We start from the raw sequence: 18,616 nt of genomic DNA, 5'->3' as shown, positions 1-18,616 counted from the left end.
TTCAGCTGGTGGCGCCGGCGGCGGCGAGCCGCGCGAGCACCCAGGACCGGCTGACCGCGTGCAGGGCCATCGCCGCGACCACGTAGGAGCGGATCTCGAGCGGGCTGGCGCGAAACGCCCGGGAGGCCCAGCGCAGCGACTCCCTCCGCTCGCCCAGCATCCCCTTGGACAGGGCGATCTGCCCGGCCAGCCTGGCATACCCGCGGCGAACCCCGGAGAACGCGGGATACTCGGCGAGCAGCCACTCCAGCGCCTCGGCGATGACCGCCCAGTTGCCGGTGAAGTGCGAGGTGCGCCCCTGCACCCGGACCTGCACCCCGACCTGGCGCACGTACACCACGGGGGAATGCCCCGCCATGCGCAGCAGGATCTCGTAGTCCTCCGCGAACCCGCCGGGGATCTCCTCGGAGAACATCCCCACGGAGCCGAGCAGCAGCTCACGGCGGACCACGAACGAGGAGGGCGAGGCCTCCTTCACCCGGGAGCGCAGCAGGTCGGAGAACGTGATCTCCGGCTTGTCCCAGACGCACTCGGAGGTCCAGCCGTCGTGGATCGTGACGGCGCCGCAGGCCACGGAACCCGCCTCGGGACGCCGTACGAGCTCGGCCACCTGCGCGGTCAGCTTGCCGGGCAACCAGGAGTCGTCGTCGTCGCAGAACCCGACCAGGTCGGACTCGGTGGCGAGGATCCCGGCGTTCCTGCAGGCCGAGGAGCCGGGAGGCCGGTCGCTGAGCATGACGCGCACCTCGCGCGTCGGCCCGTCTCCCAGCTCGGTGAGACTCTCGTCGGGCACGGCGCGGTCGAACACCACCATGATGGTGATCGGGCCCGCGTAATCCTGATGAACGATCGAGTCCACCGCCTCCCGCAGGAGCTCGGCGCGGTCCCCTCGAGTGCAGATGACAGCCGCCACCGAAGGCAGGCGCTGTTCGCTCATGACCGTGATCGTAGCAGCGCGATCTGTTATTCATGGGGTTTGCGGGAACGTGCGGCTTTCGCCGCGAAGCATCCTGGTCACGATGCGATCACGAACTCGAAGGCCGAGTAAATGAATTCTCTAGACTTCTTGCGTGCCTGCGATCTGGATGTACCACTCAATCGATCACTACACGTACGATCCCTACACCCTGACTGTCACTCCGGAGAATTTCGAGTCGCAGATCAGATGGATCTACAAGCAGGACAAACGCGGTGTCACGATGCGGGAGCTGCTCTCCGCCGACGACCCGAGCGGCATGATCGCGCTCACGTTCGACGACGGTTACGTCGATTTCATGGAGCAGGCGCTCCCGATCCTCCGGCGGTACGACTTCACCGCGAGCCTGTACATCGTGTCGGGGCTGCTCAGCCAGTTCAACAAATGGGACCAGCCCGGCCCGCGCAAGGAGCTGATGGGCGCCGACCACCTCCGCGAGGCCGCCGACGCCGGGATGGAGATCGCGTCCCACGGACTGACCCACACCTCGCTGACCACGCTGGACGACCAGGGACTCGCGGACGAGCTGTCCCGCAGCCGCGAGATCCTGCGGGACATCACCGGCCAGCCCGCCGACGGCATCTGCTATCCGTACGGCGCCGCCGACGTCCGTGTCCTGGACGCGGTCCGGGCCGCCGGTTACACCTACGGCTGCGTGACGGTGGATCCGTACCGCGACCAGGGGCCCTACGCCTTCACCAGGGCCTGCATCGGCGACGGGTTCGGCTCGCTCCGGCTGCACGCCGCCCCGGCCGAGAAGTGGCTGCGCACCATGGTCCGGCGGATCCGGCCGGTCCGTACGGCAGGGCACATCGGGGCGATACCGCCGCTGATCGACGGCATCGCCCGGATCGCCGACAGCGTGCACATCTAGACACGCGCTCCGGAGCGTACGCCTAGGAAGTGGCCCCGATGGCGTCGAGGCGGCGCTGGACCCACGACCTGCTCACGGCGCGCATCGCCAGCGCCGTCACGACGTACGACCGGATCTCCAGCGGGCTGGCGAGGAAGGCGCGCACGGCCCAGCGCATGGCGGTGCCGCGCCGGCCGAGCATGCCCCAGGCGAGGCTGATCTGGCCCGCGATGCGCGCGAACCCGCGGCGCTCCGACCTGAACTCGGGGTAGGCGTCGAGCAGCCACTCGTTCGCCGACGCGATGGTCTCCCAGTTCCCGGTGAAGTGCGACGTCCGGCCGTGACCGCGGACCCGGACCCCCACCTCGTGCGCGTAGACGATGGGCGAGTGCCGCGCGGCGCGCAGCAGCATCTCGTAGTCCTCGGCGAACCCGCCGGGGATCTCCTCGGAGAACAGCCCGATCGGGCCGAGCAGCGCGCTGCGGTAGGCGAGGAAGGAGTCGGTGTTCGCCTCCTTCACCCGGGAGACGAGCAGGTCGGCGTGCGCGATCTGCGGCTTGGACCACATGCACTCCGCGGACCATCCGTCGTACGTCGTGATCGCCCCGCAGGAGGCGAACAACGCGCGGGGCCGCGACCGCAGGGCGGTGACCTGGCTCCTGAGCTTGCCGGGCAACCAGGAGTCGTCGTCGTCGCAGAACCCGACCAGGTCGGATTCGGTGGCGAGGATCCCGGCGTTCCTGCTCGCGGAGGAGCCGGGAGGCCGGTCGCTGAGCATGACGCGCACCTCGCGCATCGGCCCGTCTCCCAGCTCGGTGAGACTCTCGTCGGGCTCGGCGCGGTCGAATACCACCATTACATTGATTCGACCCGGATAGTCCTGGGCGACGATCGATTCGATCGCCTCCCGGAGAAAGTCGGCGCGGTCACCGCGAGTGGTGATGACGGCCGCAACGGAAGGCCAATTGTGGTCGCTCATGCTGAAAAATGCTACCTGAGCGGGTTATCACACGCGGGAAATCCAGCGCACCTCATAAGGCGACAGATCGACCTCTTTTCCGTCGACCGTGGCTTTGACCGCTTTGTCCTGTGTGTTCACCACGACGATCCGCGCCCGCTGGGCGAGCGCCAGTACGGACGAGGGCGCGACGTCGACCGGCACCGTCTTGGTGCCCTGCGGGAACGATCGGGCGAATTCCTGCAGGAGGCGGAGCAGCGCGGTGGGCTTTCCGCCCCCACCCGCGCGCGGACTCGTCCACAGACAGCCCTCGGGGCACTCCTCGCCCTCCTCCTGGCGGCTCCAGTAGAGGGCGGCGGCCGTCCGGCTGCGGGCGAACTCCATCATCGCGGCGGCGTGCACGGCGAGCCGCTTGTTCTCCGGCCAGCCCGAGTCGGCCGGCTCGGCGTACCACTCCGCCCACCAGATCGGCAGGTCGGTGTGCCGGCGCAGCCACCCGTTGACGGCGGAGAACTTCTTCAGCGCGCCGAACTCGTCGGGGACCAGCCCCTTGTCGCTCTCGGACGTCCCGTCGACGACGATGAAGTCCGCGCCCTTGTTGTGCCTGATCCAGTAACGCAGGGCGTCGAGCACCCGCTGGTCCACGTTGCCCCAGTCGCCGTGCAACTCCGACGGCGCGTCGAAGCCGCCGAGCGCGGGATAGGGACCGCCGACCTCGATCTTCGGATTGACGTCCTTCAGCGCTTTGTAGACCCGGTTGTACATGTCGGTGTAACCCTCGTAGTTCCACCGATGCTTGTCCTCGTCGAAGAAACCCTTGAGCTCGTTCCACACGATGAAGTGGGTGACGTCCGGGTATCTCCTGGCGACCTTGGCCGCCAGGTCGGCGAAGTCCTGGTAGTGACCGGGGAGCGGCGCCGCCTCGATCCGGTTCCAGTCGGTCTCGCCCGGCGAGCCGCCCTTCATCCAGTCGGGCGCGCAGCACAGCGTGATGACGGGGATGCCGCGGGTCTTACGGATCAGCTCCATCCGGTCGTCCAGGCTGGCGAAGTCGTACTTGCCCGGACTGGGCTCGGGGTTTAGCGCGCCGAACCCCATGATGTGCTGGTTCTGCAGGACGCGCTTCTCGGCGATCGCGTTGTGCACCGTCCTGAGCGCCTGCTGCCGACCGTAGTCCACGGTGTACTGCGTGTGCGTGAACCCGAAGACCGGCCACGTGGACGCGGTCGTCGCCGCCTCGGTGGCGGTGACCTCCGTCGTGGAGACCGCCCGGCTGGACGTGCCGTTTCCCAGCGTGCACGCGATGAGGATCAGCCCCATTAGCGTCGCACCGGCGGCGGTGCCGGCCCATCGGCGGAATCGAACACGCACGGTGTCTCCCCTTTGAGCCGGCTCACACCCGGAGCCCCCCGGTCTCCGATCAACGCTATAGCACTCCTCACGGAAGCAGCCAAGGTTGAGACGGGCCTGAGAAAATCTTGAAAATCAGCTGACTGTCGGCGGTTCCGCCCGCGCGGTCGTCACAGGGCGATCCCGAGCAGCGCGTCGGCGACGTCCCTCACCAGAGCCGGGGCCTCCGTGTCGGTGCCCTCCTCGGCGGCCCACCGGTCGATCGCCTGCAGCGCTCCCGGCGCGTCCAGGTCGGCGGCGATCCGCTCCCTGACCTGGTCGAGCACGGCCCGCCCGTCCGGACCCGAGGGACGGGCGACGGCCGACCGCCACCGCGCCAGCCTTGCCTCGGCCTCGGCGAGCTGGTCCGGGGTCCACTCCCAGTCGGACCGGTAGTGCCGGTCCAGCAGCGCGAGCCGTACGACCATGGGATCGGCGACCTGGCGCAGCTTGGAGACGAAGACGAGGTTGCCCTTGGACTTGGACATCTTCTCGCCGTCCAGCGCGACCATCCCGGCGTGGACGTACGCGCGGGCGAACGGCCACTCGCCGGTCGCCACATGCCCCTCGCAGGCGCCCATCTCGTGGTGCGGGAAGATCAGGTCGGAGCCGCCGCCGGCCACGTCGAACCCGGTGCCGAGGTTCGCCAGCGCGATCGCCGTGCACTCGACGTGCCAGCCGGGACGGCCCGGGCCGAACGGGGAGGGCCACGACGGCTCACCCGGACGGTGGCCGCGCCACAGCAGCCAGTCGAGCGGGTGGCGCTTGCCCTCGCGGCCGGGATCGCCGCCGCGCTCGCCGAACAGCTCCAGCATCTGCTCCTCGGAATAGCCGGAGACCGCGCCGAACTTGGGCGCCGCCGCCACCGAGAAGTACACGTCGTCGTCGAGGCGGTAGGTCGCGCCCCGGTCGCCGAGCCTGGCGATCAGCTCCACGACCTGGTCGACGACCTCGGTCACCCCGACGTACTCGCGGGGCGGGACGATGCGGAGCGCCTCCATGTCGGTGCGGAAGAGCTCGATCTCGCGCTCGGCGAGCTCCTGCCAGTCCACACCCGTCGCCTCGGCGCGTTCCAGCAGCGGATCGTCGACGTCCGTGGAGTTCTGGGTGTAGTGGACCTCGTGGCCCGCGTCCCGCCACGCCCGGTTCACCAGGTCGAAGGCGAGGTAGGTGTTGGCGTGCCCCAGGTGGGTCGCGTCATAGGGCGTGATGCCGCAGACGTACATCCTGGCCTCGCCCTGCGGCCTGGTCCCACGGACCTCACGAGCGGCGGTGTCGTACAGGCGGAGAGGGAGGCCCGAACCGGGCAGCTTGGGGATGTTCGGAGCAGACCACGATCGCATGAACCGAGCCTATCCGCGCCGGGGAGAGCTCGGATCACCCGGGCGGTTATCCGACATATCTCCCACGCTTCATCGGGTGGGGCCGGTCACCCGTCTCGACCTGATGCCAGGACGAGGGATCTCCGGGAACCGGGCAGAAGTCGTAGCGTACGCCCTCGTCAGCCAGGGCGATCAGCGTGATCGAGAGCGACCCGAAGATCTGGCCGTCCTCGGTCGTCGCCCGGAACACCAGGGCCCGGGGATCGTCCAGGGCCAGCCCGTCTCCCGACGCCAGGGGAAGCCATTCGCCCCAGAACCTGGTGAGGGACCCGGAGCCCATCCGCGCCGGCCGTGCGGCCGCCGCGAACCGGGGCCGAAACCAGGAGACGCGCGGATTGTCCTTGCACTGCTCCCAGCCGCAGTTGACGATCATGTGCACGCCCGCGGGGAGCTTCTCCTCCGACACCCGCTCGCCGTTCCAGCTCCACAGCCGGACGCCGTCGATGCCGCCCACGACGAGATGGAAGGGATCGTAGGAGGTGAGATCCAGCCGCGGCAGCTCTCCCGCCGCGGCGGCGCGGAGCGGAAGGTCGCCCCGGGAGCGGCGGACATCCTCCGGCGCCGCGATCCCCTGCCCGTTCAACAGGGCGGCCACCCGCCGGGAAGCCGGATCGACGGCCAGCCAGGTGCCGCCCGCCCGCAGGTCACGCCCGCCGATCAGGCCGGGGTGGTCCGGCCAGTGCCGGGCCGGGGACATCCACTGCCGCGCCACGAACTCGTCCCTGACACCCACGAGAACCACCGGCACGCGGGCCTCGGGGTCCACGCTGACGATCACCGTACACAATGCCCGTTCCCTCCAGAATCGGTAGAGACTCATGCAGAGTGCATGGTTTCAAACGATTTGCACAAGTATCCGGGATGTTTCAGATCGGTGGCCACGGAACCGCCGGCCAGTCCTCGGACGGGTACGGATGCGTCCCGGCGTCGATCAGCCGCCGGACCCGCTCCCATGTCGCCTCAACCTCGGACTGGGTGAGGAGCTCCCGCAGGCGCCGCCCCAGGCGTCCGCGGTCGATCTCGCCCTCCAGATGGACCAGGACGGAGACCGCCTCGCGGGAGAGCGGCTTGCCGCGCCACTGCCACAGCACGGTGCGGAGCTTGTCCTCAACCGAGAAGCAGACCCCGTGGTCGACGCCGTAGATGTGCCCGTCGGGCAGCGGCAGCAGGTGCCCGCCCTTGCGGTCGGCGTTGTTGACGACGGCGTCGAAGACGGCCATGCGGCGCAGCGCGGGGGTCCGGCCGCGCACCAGGGAGATGAGGTCGGCCTCCGGGTCGGTGTCGATCCACAGCTGGACCATCCCCGGCCCGAACGGGCCGTCGCGATAGACCGTCGGCGGGACGATCCGCCACCCGGTGGCCGCCGCCACCTCGTAGGCCGCGACCTCGCGGGCGGCCAGTGTGCCGTCGGGGAAGTCCCACAAGGGCCGCTCGCCGCGGACCGGCTTGTACACGCACGCGGCGACGAGCTCACCCAGACGAACCGAACAGTAGAGCGTCATGTTGGTGGCCTCGACCAGGCGGCCCGCCACCTCCAGCGCGCCGTCGCGCAGCAGGCGAAGCGCCGTGGCGTCGTCCAGCCCGGCACCCTCCTGCGTGCTGACGGCCGGATCGCTCTCCGCTGTCATCCGGCCCTCCCGCCCGACCCGCTCCCGCGTTCACTGGTTCGCTCGCTCACGCCGACATTCCCCCGGGGTGGTGACCGTTGAGACGGACGCAGATGTGCCCCTCGGGCTCCAGGGGCTGCCCGCACAGCGGGCACGGCGGGCGGCCGGCGGCGACGAGGTCGAGTGCCCGGCGGCTGAAGGCGCGGGCCGCCGCGGGACTGATCCGCACCCGCAGGACGGCGGGCTCGGGCTCGTCGGTGTCGAACACCTCGTCCTCGTCCTCGGCCTCGGCCTCCGTGGCCTCCTGCGCCTCGATGATCACCTGGGAGGTCTCGGGATCCCATGCGAGCGCCATGGTGCCGACCCGGAAGTCCTCGTCGATCGGCAGGTCGAGCGGGGCGTCGTCGGCAAGTTCGACCGGGGCCGCGGCCGGGACGGGGGCACGGCCGCCGGTACGGCGCAGCACCTCGTCGAGCAGCTCGTCGAGTCGGTCGGCGAGCACGGCGACCTGGAACTTCTCGAGCGCGACGGTGGTGACCCTGCCCTGGCCACGGGCCTGCAGGAAGAAGGCCCGTGCTCCCGGTTGCCCGACGGCACCGGCCACGAACCTGTCAGGCGGATCGTAGTCGAAGACCGGCATAACCCGACCTTACGTGGTCCCGGGTCCGCCGCCGACGGCGGCATCGCTCCCGGTGATGTTTTCTCCCCCGTCCGGTTCCCCCGGAACCTCGCTCGGAGGAATCAGATCGGCCACGTCCCCTCCGATGTCGTTGAGCCTGAGCAGGAAGGGGCGCAAGGGGGTGTAGCGGATCACGGTCAACGACGCGGGATAGGCGTTGATCCGCTGGAACTGGTCGAGGTGCAGCCCGAGCGCGTCGGCGACGATCGCCTTGATCACGTCGCCGTGGGTGCAGACGGCGTAGGTCGCCTTCTCTCCCAGTCGGTCGTTCCACTCGCGGACCGCGCGTACGGCCCGGCTCTGGGCGTCGGCCAGCGCCTCGCCGCCGGGGAACACGGCGGCGCTCGGATGCGCCTGGACGACCTGCCAGAGCGGCTCCCGGACCAGCTCCTCGATCGGCCGGCCGGTCCAGTCGCCGTAGCCGCACTCCCCGAAGCGGTCGTCGGTCTGGACCGTATTGCACCGCTCCTGCCGCAGCGCCACGGCGAGCGCCGTCTCCTGGCAGCGTTCGAGCGGGCTGGAGACGACGGCGTCGAGGTCGAGCGGGGCGAGCCGCCCGGCGAGCGCCTCCGCCTGCCGCCGCCCGCGCTCGTCGAGGTGGACGCCCGGCGTCCAGCCCGCGAGCACCGGCCCCGTCATCGCGGTGAGGCCGTGCCGCAGGAGCAGGAGGGTCGTCATGAGGAGATCACTCCCAGCGAGAGGAGCGTGAGCAGGAAGGTGCCCGCGAAGACCCGGTAGACCACGAACACGATGGTCGAATGCTTGGCGACGTAACGCAACAGCCAGGCGATGGAGGCGTACCCGACGACGAACGAGACGATGGTCGCGATCGCGGTCGGCACCGGCGCCACCCCTCCCCCGTCGCCCATGTGGCGCAGCTCGAACAGTCCGGACAGGACCACCGCGGGGATGGACAGGAGGAAGGAGTAGCGGGCCGCGGCCTCGCGCGTGTAGCCGAGGAACATGGCGCCCGTCATGGTGGAACCCGACCGGGAGGCGCCGGGGACCAGGGGCAGCATCTGCCAGGCGCCGATGATCAGACCGTCGCGCAGGCCGAGGTCGGCGACCTCCTTCTTCTTCCTGCCCATCTGGTCGGCGGTGAGCAGCAGGAGGCCGAAGACGATGAGCATGCTCGCGTTCAGCCACAGGTTGCGCGCCGGGCCCTCGATCGCGTCCTTGAACAGCAGGCCGGCGACGCCGATGGGGATCGTCCCGAGGCCGATGTACCAGCCCATCCGGGCGTCCAGGTGGCCGCGCAGGTCGGGGGTCCACAGGCTCCGCAGCCAGGTCCAGAAGATCCGTACGATGTCGCGCCAGAAGTAGATCAGCACCGCCAGCATGGTGCCTAACTGGATCACCGCGGTGAAGGCCGCGCCGGGGTCGGACCACCCCAGGAGCTTCGGCACGATCAGCAGGTGCGCGGAGCTGGAGATCGGCAGGAATTCGGTGAGCCCCTGCACGATCCCGAGCACGATGGCCTGGAGAGAGTCCACGATGGGCCAGCCTAAACTGTCCGACGCGCTAATCTGGCCTAACAATGGATCAGCGACTTGTCGGGCGCAGCGGTCTCTCGGTGTCCCGGGTGGGGCTCGGCACGATGACCTGGGCCCGCGACACCGGGGCCGAGGAGGCGACCGCGCAACTCACCGCGTTCGTCGAGGCGGGCGGCACGCTGGTCGACACGGCCGACGTCTACGGGGGCGGCGACGCCGAACTCCTGATCGGCCGGCTCATGCGGGACGTGGTGCGGCGCGACGACCTGGTGATCTCGACCAAGGCCGTGCTGACCGCAGACGGCGGCCGCGACGCGTCGCGGCGGCACCTGATCCGGGCGCTGGACGCCTCCCTGTCCCGGCTGGGGCTGGACGATGTGGACCTGTGGCAGCTGCACGCCTTCGACCCCGACGTTCCCCTTGAGGAGACGCTCGCCGCCGTCGATCTCGCGGTCTCCTCGGGTCGCACGGCCTACGCCGGGGTGTGCGACTACGCGGGGTGGCAGCTCGCCGCGGCGGCGGTGTGGCAGCGCTCGGGCGAGTCGCGGGCGCCGATCGTCTGCTCCCAGGCGGAGTACTCCCTCCTCGCCCGCGAGCCCGAGCAGGAGCTGCTCCCGGCCGCCGGGCACGTCGGCGCGGGCTTCCTGGCGTGGTCGCCGCTGGGGCGGGGCGTGCTGACCGGCAAGTACCGCACCGGCATCCCGGCGGACTCCCGCGCCGCGACACCGCACTTCGCCGAGTTCGTCACGCCGTACCTCGACGACCGCTGCCGCAGGATCGTGGAGTCGGTGGCGACGGCGGCCGACGGCCTCGGCGTGTCGCCGCTCGCTGTGGCCCTTTCCTGGGTGCGCGACCGGCCGGGCGTGTCGTCCGCCGTCGTGGGCGCGCGCACGCACGCGCAGTTGCTCGGTGTTCTCCAGGCCGAGAAGCTCACCCTTCCGTGGGAGATCCGCGAAGCCCTGGACGACGTCTCCGACTCCTGAGGCGGCACACCCTCCTGAGACACGCTTTGTGAGAGGCCCCTGACATCGGCGGCCTGCCCCGTCCCCGGACCGCTGTTCCGTGCCCCGTCGGCATCCTCCGGATGCTCACCGTAAAAAACGAGAGTTCTTCTCGCGTATCACGCGTCGATACCGAATCGCAACTTTCGGCGAAAAATCCGGGCGCTTGGGAAAAGAGTGGGAGCCGTAGGGAGTGTTCGGCACATGCCGCCCATCACGATCCCGGGCGCGGCTCGCGCCCGTGAATGCGGCGTCGGCGTGGCGAGGCGCCGGCGAGGCCGCGCATGGCGGGCGTGAGGCACCGGACACGCCCTGAGGGTGGGATGACGACGAGTCCGGGATTGGGGAAGGGGAGCATATGGAGGTCGGACGTCATGCGTCCGCGATCTCTGCGGGGGCGCTGGCGGTTGCCCTCAGCGTGGGAGTCCCCCTGCTGGCGGCCGAGCCCGCTCAGGCGGCCGACTGCGCCGGCGGCGGGCTGCTGTCCGACGTGACCAACGGCCTGTGCTCGGTGGTCCACGGCGCGACCGGCACGCTGAACGCGGTGACCGGCGGGGCCACCTCAGGGCTCGGCGCCGTGGTCGACGACACGGTCGGCGGGGTGACCGGTACGGTCAACGGCACCGTCAACGGCGTGACCGGCACGCTCGGCAAGACGGTGAGCGGCGTGACGGGCACGCTGGGCAAGACCGTGGGCGGCGTGACCGACACGGTCGGCGGGCTCACCGGCTCCCTCGGGGACACGGTCGGCGGTGTGACCGGCACCCTGGGCGACACGGTCGGCGGCGTGACCGGCACCCTGGGCGACACGGTCGGCGGCGTGACCGGCACCCTGGGCGACACGGTCGGCGGCGTGACCGGCACCCTCGGCGACACGGTCGGCGGCGTGACCGGCACGCTCAGCGGAACGGTCAAGGGGCTCGGCGACGCGGTCGGCGGCGCGGGATCGTCCGCCGGTTCCTCGGGTTCGGCCGGGAGCACGGTCGGCGATGCGGTCGGCGGCGCGGTGAACGGCGCGGTGGATCTCACGGACGGGCTGGCCCAGACCGTCGGCGGCACCTGCCTCCCGGTGGTCGCGGGCGCCCACTGCGATCCCTCCGAGGGCGGGACGGCCAAGCCCGCCGACGGCGAGGAGAGCGAGTCCGCCCACGGCGAGAACCTCCACGGCGAGACAGCGGACGGCACTCTTCCGACCGAGCCGACCCGGCCACCGGACAACCGGCCGAACTTCATCGACGGAGGCAAGCCCATCCGCCCGGTGGATCTTTCCGTGAACCCGGACGACGTGGGCATCCCGCTGCTGTGGCCGGGGCAGTACGTCCCGGGGCTCGCCACCCACATGAAGGGCGAGCCGATCCGGTCGCGCCGGCCGTACGACATGGTGGAGACGGCGCTGACCGCGGCGCTGCTGCTGTCCGCCGTGCTCGCCACCCGCGTGGTGTCGGCCCGCCGGGCCCGCGCGAACCTGCCGGAGACGATGCCGTTCGAGGGTGTGCGGCTCACCGGCACCCCCGGGCGCCACCGCATGGCCTGAAGGCCGCCTGAGGACGGCCCGGAGGCAGCCGGACCACGATCCGCACACGGTCCGCACACGGTCCGCGAACAGAGACCGGACGACGAGGGCCGGGGCGGCCTGCGCCATGGGACCGGCTGGCATGGAACGGCGCCGCCGCACGACGGGTGCGACGGCGCCGGGACGGACGCGGGGGTCAGGCTCCCATGGCGTGCACGCCGCCGTCGACGTGCACGATCTCCCCGGTGGTGGCGGGGAACCAGTCGGACAGCAGGGCGAGGCAGGCCCGGGCCGCGGGCTCGGTGTCGGTCAGGTCCCAGCCGAGGGGAGCCTTGGACGGCCAGCTCTCCTCGAACTCCTGGAAGCCCGGGATGCTCTTGGCGGCCATGGTGCGCAGCGGACCGGCGGCGACCAGGTTGACCCGGATGCCGTGCGTGCCGAGGTCCCGCGCGAGATAGCGGGAGCAGGACTCCAGGCCGGCCTTGGCCACGCCCATCCAGTCGTAGACGGGCCACGCCTTGCTGGCGTCGAAGTCGAGGCCGACGATCGAGCCGCCGCCCTTCATCAGCGGAAGGCACGCCACGGCGAGCGACTTGAACGAGTAGGTGGAGACGTGGACGGCGGTCGCCACGTCCTCCCAGGTGGTGTTGAGGAAGTTGCCGCCCAGGCACGTCTGCGGCGCGAAGCCGATGGAGTGGACGACGCCGTCCAGCCCGCCCAGGTGCTCGCCCACGCGGTCGGCGAGCGTGTCGAGGTGCTCGGTGTTCTGCACGTCCAGCTCGATCACCGGCGGCGGCTCGGGCAGCCGCCTGGCGATGCGCTCCACCAGGCTGAGGCGGCCGAAGCCGGTCAGCACGATGGTCGCGCCCTCCTCCTGAGCGAGCTTCGCCACGTTGTAGGCGATCGAGGAGTCGGTGAGGACGCCGGTGACCAGCAGTCGTTTGCCGTCCAGCAGACCCATGTGTCAGCTCCAGTTCCAGGTGGCCCTCGGCCACCCGTTCTCGTCCGTCCCGGAATGCCTCCGGAATGCTTCCAGGAAGTCAGTGACCCATTCCGAGGCCACCGTCCACGGGAATGACCGCGCCGGTGACGTAGGAGGCGTCGTCACTCGCCAGGAACCTGACGACCTTCGCGATCTCCTCGGCGGTGGCCTGCCGTCCGAGCGGGATGTTCTTGCGGATCAGCTCCTGCTGGGCGTCGTCGAGCACGGCGGTCATGTCGGTCTCGACGAACCCCGGCGCGACGACGTTGACCGTGATGCCGCGCGAGGCGAGCTCCCTGGCCAGCGACCGGCCGAATCCGATCAGCCCGGCCTTCGACGCGGCGTAGTTCGTCTGGCCGGCCGACCCGAGCATGGCGACGACCGAGGAGATCAGCACGATCCTGCCGCGCTTGAGCCGCAGCATCGGCCGCACGGCCCGCTTCGCGACGCGGTACGCGCCGGTCAGGTTGGTGTCGATGACGTCGGTGAAGGTCTCCTCCTTCATCAACGGCAGCAGCGTGTCCTTGGTGATCCCTGCGTTGGCGACCACGACCTCCACCGGGCCGTGCTCGGCCTCGGCCTTCTCGAAGGCGGCGTCCACGTCCGCGGAGTCGGTCACGTCGCAGCGGACGCCGAACAGCCCCTGCGGGGGCTGTCCAGAGCGGTAGGTGACGGCGACGGCGTCGCCGGCGGCGGCGAGCTCACGGGCGATGGCGAGACCGATGCCACGGTTGCCGCCGGTGACGAGAACAGAACGAGCCATGCACGCGACGCTATCGGCTACCGTCCGGTAATCCTCTTGTCCGCTGGGCACAAGATCACAGGGTTAGGATCGTGGACATGCGCCAGATCGATCCCGATTTTCTCGCCCTGCCACTCAGGCGACTGGCGGACGCGGCCCTGCAGCGCGCCCGTGACCTGGGCGCCGAGCACGCCGCGTTCCGCCTGGAGCGGGTGCGCTCAGAGACCCTGCGCCTGTTCGACGCCCGTCTCGAAGGGTCCATGGACGCCGACGATCTCGGCTTCGCCGTACGGGTGATCAAGGATGGCACATGGGGGTTCGCGTCCGGCGTCGAGCTGACGCCGGAGGCCGCGGTCCGCGCCGCCGAGGAGGCCGTGCGGGTGGCCGCGGTGAGCGCCCCCATCAACAGGGAGCCCGTCGAGCTCGCGCCCGAGCCCGTCTACTCCGACGTCACATGGGTGTCCGCTTACGACGTGGACCCGTTCGACGTGCCGCTGCGCGACAAGGTGGAGCTGCTCGGCGGCTGGTCCTCGGGCCTGCTCGGCCGGGTCGACCACGTCTCGGCCTCGCTGATGCAGGTCAAGGAGCAGAAGTTCTACGCCGACACGGCGGGCACGGTCACCACGCAGCAGCGAGTCCGGGTGTTTCCTGCGCTGACCGCGATGCGATCCGACGGCGACCGGTTCGACGACATGCGCACGCTGGCGCCGCCGGCCGGCCGCGGCTTCGAATACCTCACGGGCACCGGCTGGGACTTCCCCGCCGAACTCGCCGAGATCCCCGACCTGCTCACCGAGAAGCTGAAGGCCCCGTCGGTCGAGGCGGGCGCGTACGACCTGGTGATCGACCCGTCGAACCTGTGGCTGACCATCCACGAGTCGATCGGCCACGCGACCGAGCTGGACCGCGCGCTCGGCTACGAGGCGGCGTACGCCGGCACCTCCTTCGCCACGTTCGACCAACTCGGCACTCTGCGGTACGGCTCGCCGGTCATGAACGTCGTGGGCGACCGCACGGCGGAACACGGCCTGGCCACGGTCGGCTGGGACGACGAGGGCGTCGAGGGACAGGCGTTCGACATCGTCCGCGACGGCACCCTGGTGGGCTACCAGCTCGACCGGCGGATGGCCCTTCTGAAGGACCTCGGGCGGTCCAACGGCTGCGCGTTCGCCGACTCCCCCGGCCACGTGCCGATGCAGCGGATGGCCAACGTGTCCCTCCGGCCGGCCGAGGGCGGCCCCTCGACCGAGGAGCTCATCTCCCGCGTGGAGCGGGGTGTCTACATCGTGGGCGACAAGAGCTGGTCGATCGACATGCAGCGCTACAACTTCCAGTTCACCGGCCAGCGCTTCTACCGGATCGAGAACGGCAAGCTGGCCGGTCAGCTCCGCGACGTCGCCTACCAGGCGACGACGACCGACTTCTGGCGGTCCATGGAGGCCGTCGGCGGGCCGGAGACGTACGTGCTCGGCGGCGCGTTCAACTGCGGCAAGGGCCAGCCGGGGCAGGTCGCGCCGGTCAGCCACGGCACGCCCTCGGCGCTGTTCCGGGGCGTCCGGATCCTCAACACGGTGCAGGAGGGCGGCAAGTGAGCGAGCGCATGAGCACTCCCCAGGAGACGGTCGAGCGGGCTCTCGCGCTCAGCCAGGCGGACGACTGCGTCGTGATCGTGGACGAGGGGTCCACGGCCAACCTGCGTTTCGCGGGCAACACGCTCACCACCAACGGGGTGGCGCGGTCCTCGCAGCTGACCGTGATCTCGATCGTGGGACAGAGCGCGGGCGTGGTGTCCCGCGCCGCGGTGCGCCCGGACCAACTCGCCGACGTGGTGGCGGCCGCCGACCGCGCGGCCAGGGACGCCCAGCCGTCCGAGGACGCCCGGCCGCTCGCTGGCGGCGGCTCGTACGGCGACTGGGACCGGGGCGTCGATCCGACCACCATCGAGGTCTTCCGCGACTTCGCGCCCGCGCTGGGCGAGTCGTTCGCGGCGGCCGAGTCCTCGGGCCGGAGGTTGTACGGCTTCGCCGAGCACATCCTGACCTCCACCTTCGTCGGGACGTCGTCCGGCCTCCGGGCCCGCCACGACCAGCCGACCGGGCGGCTTGAGCTCAACGCGAAGTCGCCCGACATGTCCCGGTCGGCGTGGACGGGCGTGGCGACCCGCGACTTCACGGACGTGGACGTGGCCGCGCTCGACGCGACGCTCGCGCGGCGGCTCGACTGGGCCAAGCGCCGTGTCGACCTCCCTGCCGGACGGTACGAGACGATCCTGCCGCCGACCGCGGTCTCCGACCTGATGATCTACCTCTACTGGTCGGCGGGCGCGAGGGACGCCGCCGACGGCCGTACGGTGTTCTCCAAGCCGGGGGGCGGCACGCGCGTCGGCGAGCGCCTCTCCGACGTCCCCGTGCGGCTGTACAGCGACCCGGCCCACCCGGGCATCGAGTGCGCGCCGTTCGTCGTCGCGCACGCCTCCAGCCGCGATCAGTCGGTCTTCGACAACGGCCTGGGCCTCGGCGCCACCGACTGGATCTCCGGCGGAACGCTGGCCAACCTGGTGCAGACCCGGCACTCCGCCGGGGTGACCGGGCTGGCGGTCACCCCGCAGATCGACAACCTGATCATGACCGGCCCTGACGGCGGGCGCTCCCTGGAGGAGATGATCGCCGGCACCGAGCGCGGCCTGCTGCTCACCTGCCTGTGGTACATCCGCGAGGTGGACCCGCAGTCCCTGTTGCTCACGGGCCTCACCAGGGACGGCGTCTACCTCGTGGAGAACGGCGAGGTCGTCGGGGAGGTCAACAACTTCAGGTTCAACGAGTCGCCGGTCGATCTGCTGGGCCGGCTCACCGAGGTCGGGCGCAGTGAGCAGACCCTGCCGCGCGAGTGGAACGACTACTTCACCCGTGCGGTCATGCCGACGGTCCGGGTGCCCGACTTCAACATGTCCACGGTCAGCCAGGCGAACTGACTCCTCCCCCTGTTCCCACCCGCCCGGCCCTCGGGCGTGTTCCTCAGGCCTGCGCCACGCCCGCCCGGCGATGCGGGCCGTCCATCGCGGCGGCCCCGTCCCCGGGGCGGGCTCAGGCGTCTTCCAGGCGGAATCCGACCTTCAGGCCGACCTGGATGTGGGCCACCTCGCCGTCCTCGATGTGGCCGCGGACCTCGATCACCTCGAACCAGTCGAGATGCCGAAGGGTTTCCGCGGCCCGACGGATGCCGTTGCGGATGGCCTGGTCGACGCTCTCCCCCGAAGTGCCGACTATTTCGGTCACCCGATAGGTTCGATCCGACATGACGTCCTCCCTCTCGCTCGGACTCATGCTCGTATCGCTGCGGCGCATTCGCGCCCCCACCATGCGGGGTCTACCGTGGAGTTTGTGAAGCTTTGGGGCCGGAACCGGACGGTTCATCAGGTTACGGACGCCAGGCCCGCCCTGTCCGAGGACATCCGGCGGCGCGAGATCAGCTACGTGATCAAGATGGCGATCCGCCTCGTGTGCCTCGTCCTCGCCGTGGCCGTGCCCGCGCCGTGGCCGGTACGCGCGCTCCTCGTCGCCGGGGCCGTCGTTTTGCCGTACGTTGCCGTGATCGGGGCCAATGAGCGAGGTAAAGGTCAGCCGTCGCCCATGGAAACCACCGAAGCTAACCAAAACGAGATACCACGGCATCGACGCGAGATCGGGTCGTGACAAAGTCTTGACGCATCCCATGGGTTGTAGGTGTACAGTTTAGCCAAGCGCTCTGGTCCCCCGTCGGAGCGCTGGTGCCGGCGTTCCGGGCCCCCGTCGGAACGCCGATGAAGCGGCGCCGGGTGGTTTGCCCCCGTAACCACCCGGCGTCGCCCTTCTATTTTTTACTTGTTTTATCGATTTAATTCGAACATATTCCCGTGCGACGTCCGAACGTCGTTTGCGCGGCATATCGCGATATATGCGCCGATCATTTCCCCGTCCGGCGACGCGAGCCTCCCGATCAGATCCCCCGCCAGAGCCCCCGCGCGAACGAAACCCCACGGCCTCGGCCCACCGACGCGCCATGAGGCCCGCCCCGGAGGCAACCCGGCCGAGGTTCGGAGAACAGCCTCACCGGGTGAGCCTCGCCGCCGCCTCCTGAGGTCATGTCTGACAAATCAAGCCCTGCCACGCACGGGCCGTATTTGTCAGACCCTCCTTAGGCGTCCTTCATGGTTTCGGTCGTGGCCTGCTCCCAGTTCCGGGCCATCATCGACAGGCGTTCCAGCGCGTCCTGCGGGGCCGTACCGGCTCCCTGGGCGAGCCCGAGCAGGTAGGCGGTGAGCGGCGCGGCGGGCCGGGCCACACCGTGCGCCACATCGCGGGTCAGGTCCAGCACGGCGTTCCTGTCCACCCGCTCAGGGTCGATGCCCAGCTCCCGGCACACCAGGGCGGTCCACTGCTCCAGCACGTTCATGCGGTCTCCTCGCTCGTCACTCGACTCCGGCGCGCCCGGTCGAGATCATCCATGGTGTCGCAGTCGAACCACGGGTCGCACCCGTCCGCGCGGGACGCGAGGCGGATCGCCGCCGGCCCCAGGGGGCCGAGGAGCCCGCGCAGGGACCGGCCGGTGTAGCTTTCGAGCGCCGCACGGAGCGGCCCCGACCGCCACACGCCGGTCAGCCACTGCTCCCTGCCCTCATCGTCCACGAGCACCGCACCGGGGGCCCCGGCGGCGCGCGCGGCGGCGAAGAGCGCCGTCACGTGCCCCGCGTCCAGGAACGGCAGGTCGGCGGCGAGCAACGCGACCTCGTCCTCGGTGACGAGGGCGAGACCCGCGCGCAGCGCCGGGATCGGCCCGGATCCGGGCGGGTCCTCTCTGACGTGGACGGCACGTTCCAGCCCACGTCCCGGCCTCGGAGGGCCGACCACGACGAGGGTCCGCGCGCCGGGCACCGCCGCCGCCACCCGCTCGATCAGGGGCCGCCCGCCGACCGGCTCTCCCGGCTTGTCCAGGCCGCCCAGGCGCTCCGCGCGCCCTCCGGCCAGGATCACCGCGTCGTACGGCACCGCGTCGTCCCGCACGG

20 protein-coding genes are annotated in these 18,616 nt (G+C 70.5%); 6 read left to right on the top strand and 14 right to left on the bottom strand.

What is annotated here, in order from left to right; all coding sequences use genetic code 11:
• Position 1: 1 nt before the first annotated feature.
• Positions 2 to 937: a glycosyltransferase family 2 protein gene (locus AB0I59_RS18200; protein WP_358134075.1), complete on the bottom strand. Its 936-nt coding sequence runs from the start codon at positions 935 to 937 to the stop codon at positions 2 to 4.
• A gap of 133 nt (positions 938 to 1,070) precedes the next feature.
• On the opposite strand from AB0I59_RS18200, the gene AB0I59_RS18195 reads away from it, so the two are divergent.
• Positions 1,071 to 1,850 (top strand): polysaccharide deacetylase family protein, encoded by a 780-nt coding sequence (locus tag AB0I59_RS18195; RefSeq protein WP_358134072.1) that lies wholly within the window; start codon positions 1,071 to 1,073, stop codon positions 1,848 to 1,850.
• A gap of 22 nt (positions 1,851 to 1,872) precedes the next feature.
• Here the strand turns inward: AB0I59_RS18195 and AB0I59_RS18190 are convergent, their stop codons facing one another.
• The 8 genes from AB0I59_RS18190 to AB0I59_RS18155 form a co-directional block, all read right to left on the bottom strand.
• A complete protein-coding gene (locus AB0I59_RS18190) occupies positions 1,873 to 2,808 on the bottom strand; it encodes a glycosyltransferase family 2 protein (protein WP_061255634.1) in 936 nt (311 codons plus the stop codon).
• Between the two features lie 27 nt (positions 2,809 to 2,835).
• Positions 2,836 to 4,158: a GH39 family glycosyl hydrolase gene (locus AB0I59_RS18185; RefSeq protein ID WP_358134069.1), complete on the bottom strand. Its 1,323-nt coding sequence runs from the start codon at positions 4,156 to 4,158 to the stop codon at positions 2,836 to 2,838.
• Positions 4,159 to 4,307: 149 nt separating this feature from the next.
• On the bottom strand, positions 4,308 to 5,519 hold the full coding sequence (gene mshC, locus AB0I59_RS18180; RefSeq protein WP_061255632.1) for a cysteine--1-D-myo-inosityl 2-amino-2-deoxy-alpha-D-glucopyranoside ligase: 1,212 nt from the start codon (positions 5,517 to 5,519) through the stop codon (positions 4,308 to 4,310).
• 46 nt (positions 5,520 to 5,565) lie between these two features.
• Complete coding sequence (locus AB0I59_RS18175) at positions 5,566 to 6,378, bottom strand: NRDE family protein (RefSeq protein WP_358134066.1); 813 nt, start codon at positions 6,376 to 6,378, stop codon at positions 5,566 to 5,568.
• A 46-nt stretch (positions 6,379 to 6,424) separates the two neighbouring features.
• Complete coding sequence (locus tag AB0I59_RS18170) at positions 6,425 to 7,186, bottom strand: SCO1664 family protein (protein WP_358134063.1); 762 nt, start codon at positions 7,184 to 7,186, stop codon at positions 6,425 to 6,427.
• 46 nt (positions 7,187 to 7,232) lie between these two features.
• On the bottom strand, positions 7,233 to 7,805 hold the full coding sequence (locus AB0I59_RS18165) for a DUF3090 family protein (RefSeq protein WP_358134060.1): 573 nt from the start codon (positions 7,803 to 7,805) through the stop codon (positions 7,233 to 7,235).
• A 9-nt stretch (positions 7,806 to 7,814) separates the two neighbouring features.
• Positions 7,815 to 8,522: a histidine phosphatase family protein gene (locus tag AB0I59_RS18160; RefSeq protein WP_061255628.1), complete on the bottom strand. Its 708-nt coding sequence runs from the start codon at positions 8,520 to 8,522 to the stop codon at positions 7,815 to 7,817.
• Positions 8,519 to 9,337, bottom strand: coding sequence for an undecaprenyl-diphosphate phosphatase (locus tag AB0I59_RS18155; RefSeq protein ID WP_061255627.1), 819 nt, complete (start codon positions 9,335 to 9,337; stop codon positions 8,519 to 8,521). The genes AB0I59_RS18160 and AB0I59_RS18155 overlap by 4 nt, the downstream gene beginning before the upstream one ends.
• A gap of 44 nt (positions 9,338 to 9,381) precedes the next feature.
• Here AB0I59_RS18155 and AB0I59_RS18150 point away from each other — a divergent pair, with 44 nt between their 5' ends.
• A complete protein-coding gene (locus tag AB0I59_RS18150; RefSeq protein ID WP_061255626.1) occupies positions 9,382 to 10,320 on the top strand; it encodes an aldo/keto reductase in 939 nt (312 codons plus the stop codon).
• Between the two features lie 376 nt (positions 10,321 to 10,696).
• On the top strand, positions 10,697 to 11,872 hold the full coding sequence (locus AB0I59_RS18145; RefSeq protein ID WP_358134056.1) for a collagen-like triple helix repeat-containing protein: 1,176 nt from the start codon (positions 10,697 to 10,699) through the stop codon (positions 11,870 to 11,872).
• A 175-nt stretch (positions 11,873 to 12,047) separates the two neighbouring features.
• Here AB0I59_RS18145 and fabI read toward each other — a convergent pair whose 3' ends face one another.
• The gene (gene fabI / locus AB0I59_RS18140; protein WP_061255624.1) at positions 12,048 to 12,812 is read right to left on the bottom strand and encodes an enoyl-ACP reductase FabI; all 765 of its coding nucleotides are present in this window, start codon (positions 12,810 to 12,812) and stop codon (positions 12,048 to 12,050) included.
• A gap of 79 nt (positions 12,813 to 12,891) precedes the next feature.
• Complete coding sequence (locus tag AB0I59_RS18135) at positions 12,892 to 13,596, bottom strand: beta-ketoacyl-ACP reductase (RefSeq protein ID WP_061255623.1); 705 nt, start codon at positions 13,594 to 13,596, stop codon at positions 12,892 to 12,894.
• 77 nt (positions 13,597 to 13,673) lie between these two features.
• Here AB0I59_RS18135 and AB0I59_RS18130 point away from each other — a divergent pair, with 77 nt between their 5' ends.
• Entirely contained in the window at positions 13,674 to 15,167 is a 1,494-nt protein-coding gene (locus tag AB0I59_RS18130; protein ID WP_358134053.1) for a TldD/PmbA family protein, read from the top strand.
• An 8-nt stretch (positions 15,168 to 15,175) separates the two neighbouring features.
• On the top strand, positions 15,176 to 16,546 hold the full coding sequence (locus AB0I59_RS18125; protein WP_358134050.1) for a metallopeptidase TldD-related protein: 1,371 nt from the start codon (positions 15,176 to 15,178) through the stop codon (positions 16,544 to 16,546).
• 112 nt (positions 16,547 to 16,658) lie between these two features.
• Here AB0I59_RS18125 and AB0I59_RS18120 read toward each other — a convergent pair whose 3' ends face one another.
• Positions 16,659 to 16,871 (bottom strand): dodecin, encoded by a 213-nt coding sequence (locus AB0I59_RS18120; RefSeq protein ID WP_061255620.1) that lies wholly within the window; start codon positions 16,869 to 16,871, stop codon positions 16,659 to 16,661.
• Positions 16,872 to 16,955: 84 nt separating this feature from the next.
• Between AB0I59_RS18120 and AB0I59_RS18115 the strand changes: the two genes are divergently transcribed.
• Entirely contained in the window at positions 16,956 to 17,267 is a 312-nt protein-coding gene (locus tag AB0I59_RS18115) for a DUF3099 domain-containing protein (protein ID WP_061255619.1), read from the top strand.
• A gap of 481 nt (positions 17,268 to 17,748) precedes the next feature.
• Here the strand turns inward: AB0I59_RS18115 and AB0I59_RS18110 are convergent, their stop codons facing one another.
• Positions 17,749 to 18,006 carry a DUF6457 domain-containing protein gene (locus AB0I59_RS18110; RefSeq protein WP_061255618.1) on the bottom strand — a complete coding sequence of 86 codons (258 nt, stop codon included), beginning with the start codon at positions 18,004 to 18,006 and terminating at the stop codon, positions 17,749 to 17,751.
• A complete protein-coding gene (mobA, locus tag AB0I59_RS18105; protein WP_358134046.1) occupies positions 18,003 to 18,614 on the bottom strand; it encodes a molybdenum cofactor guanylyltransferase in 612 nt (203 codons plus the stop codon). Before mobA ends, AB0I59_RS18110 begins: the two co-directional genes overlap by 4 nt.
• Positions 18,615 to 18,616: the final 2 nt, after the last annotated feature.

This window comes from Microtetraspora glauca, from assembly GCF_040656155.1.
GTDB classification, from domain to species: domain Bacteria; phylum Actinomycetota; class Actinomycetes; order Streptosporangiales; family Streptosporangiaceae; genus Microtetraspora; species Microtetraspora glauca.
The sequence above is the reverse complement of the archived record's forward strand: the minus strand, read 5'-3'. Positions and strand labels throughout refer to the sequence as shown.

Coding starts and splice junctions, on each gene's coding strand:
- mshC (WP_061255632.1), bottom strand. CDS start 5,519: ATGCGATCGTGGTCTGCTCCGAACATCCCCAAGCTGCCCGGTTCGGGC.
- AB0I59_RS18110 (WP_061255618.1), bottom strand. CDS start 18,006: ATGAACGTGCTGGAGCAGTGGACCGCCCTGGTGTGCCGGGAGCTGGGC.
- AB0I59_RS18165 (WP_358134060.1), bottom strand. CDS start 7,805: ATGCCGGTCTTCGACTACGATCCGCCTGACAGGTTCGTGGCCGGTGCC.
- AB0I59_RS18175 (WP_358134066.1), bottom strand. CDS start 6,378: ATGAGTCTCTACCGATTCTGGAGGGAACGGGCATTGTGTACGGTGATC.
- AB0I59_RS18170 (WP_358134063.1), bottom strand. CDS start 7,186: ATGACAGCGGAGAGCGATCCGGCCGTCAGCACGCAGGAGGGTGCCGGG.
- AB0I59_RS18125 (WP_358134050.1), top strand. CDS start 15,176: ATGAGCACTCCCCAGGAGACGGTCGAGCGGGCTCTCGCGCTCAGCCAG.
- AB0I59_RS18135 (WP_061255623.1), bottom strand. CDS start 13,596: ATGGCTCGTTCTGTTCTCGTCACCGGCGGCAACCGTGGCATCGGTCTC.
- AB0I59_RS18120 (WP_061255620.1), bottom strand. CDS start 16,871: ATGTCGGATCGAACCTATCGGGTGACCGAAATAGTCGGCACTTCGGGG.
- AB0I59_RS18160 (WP_061255628.1), bottom strand. CDS start 8,522: ATGACGACCCTCCTGCTCCTGCGGCACGGCCTCACCGCGATGACGGGG.
- AB0I59_RS18200 (WP_358134075.1), bottom strand. CDS start 937: ATGAGCGAACAGCGCCTGCCTTCGGTGGCGGCTGTCATCTGCACTCGA.
- AB0I59_RS18150 (WP_061255626.1), top strand. CDS start 9,382: ATGGATCAGCGACTTGTCGGGCGCAGCGGTCTCTCGGTGTCCCGGGTG.
- AB0I59_RS18145 (WP_358134056.1), top strand. CDS start 10,697: ATGGAGGTCGGACGTCATGCGTCCGCGATCTCTGCGGGGGCGCTGGCG.
- AB0I59_RS18130 (WP_358134053.1), top strand. CDS start 13,674: ATGCGCCAGATCGATCCCGATTTTCTCGCCCTGCCACTCAGGCGACTG.
- AB0I59_RS18190 (WP_061255634.1), bottom strand. CDS start 2,808: ATGAGCGACCACAATTGGCCTTCCGTTGCGGCCGTCATCACCACTCGC.
- fabI (WP_061255624.1), bottom strand. CDS start 12,812: ATGGGTCTGCTGGACGGCAAACGACTGCTGGTCACCGGCGTCCTCACC.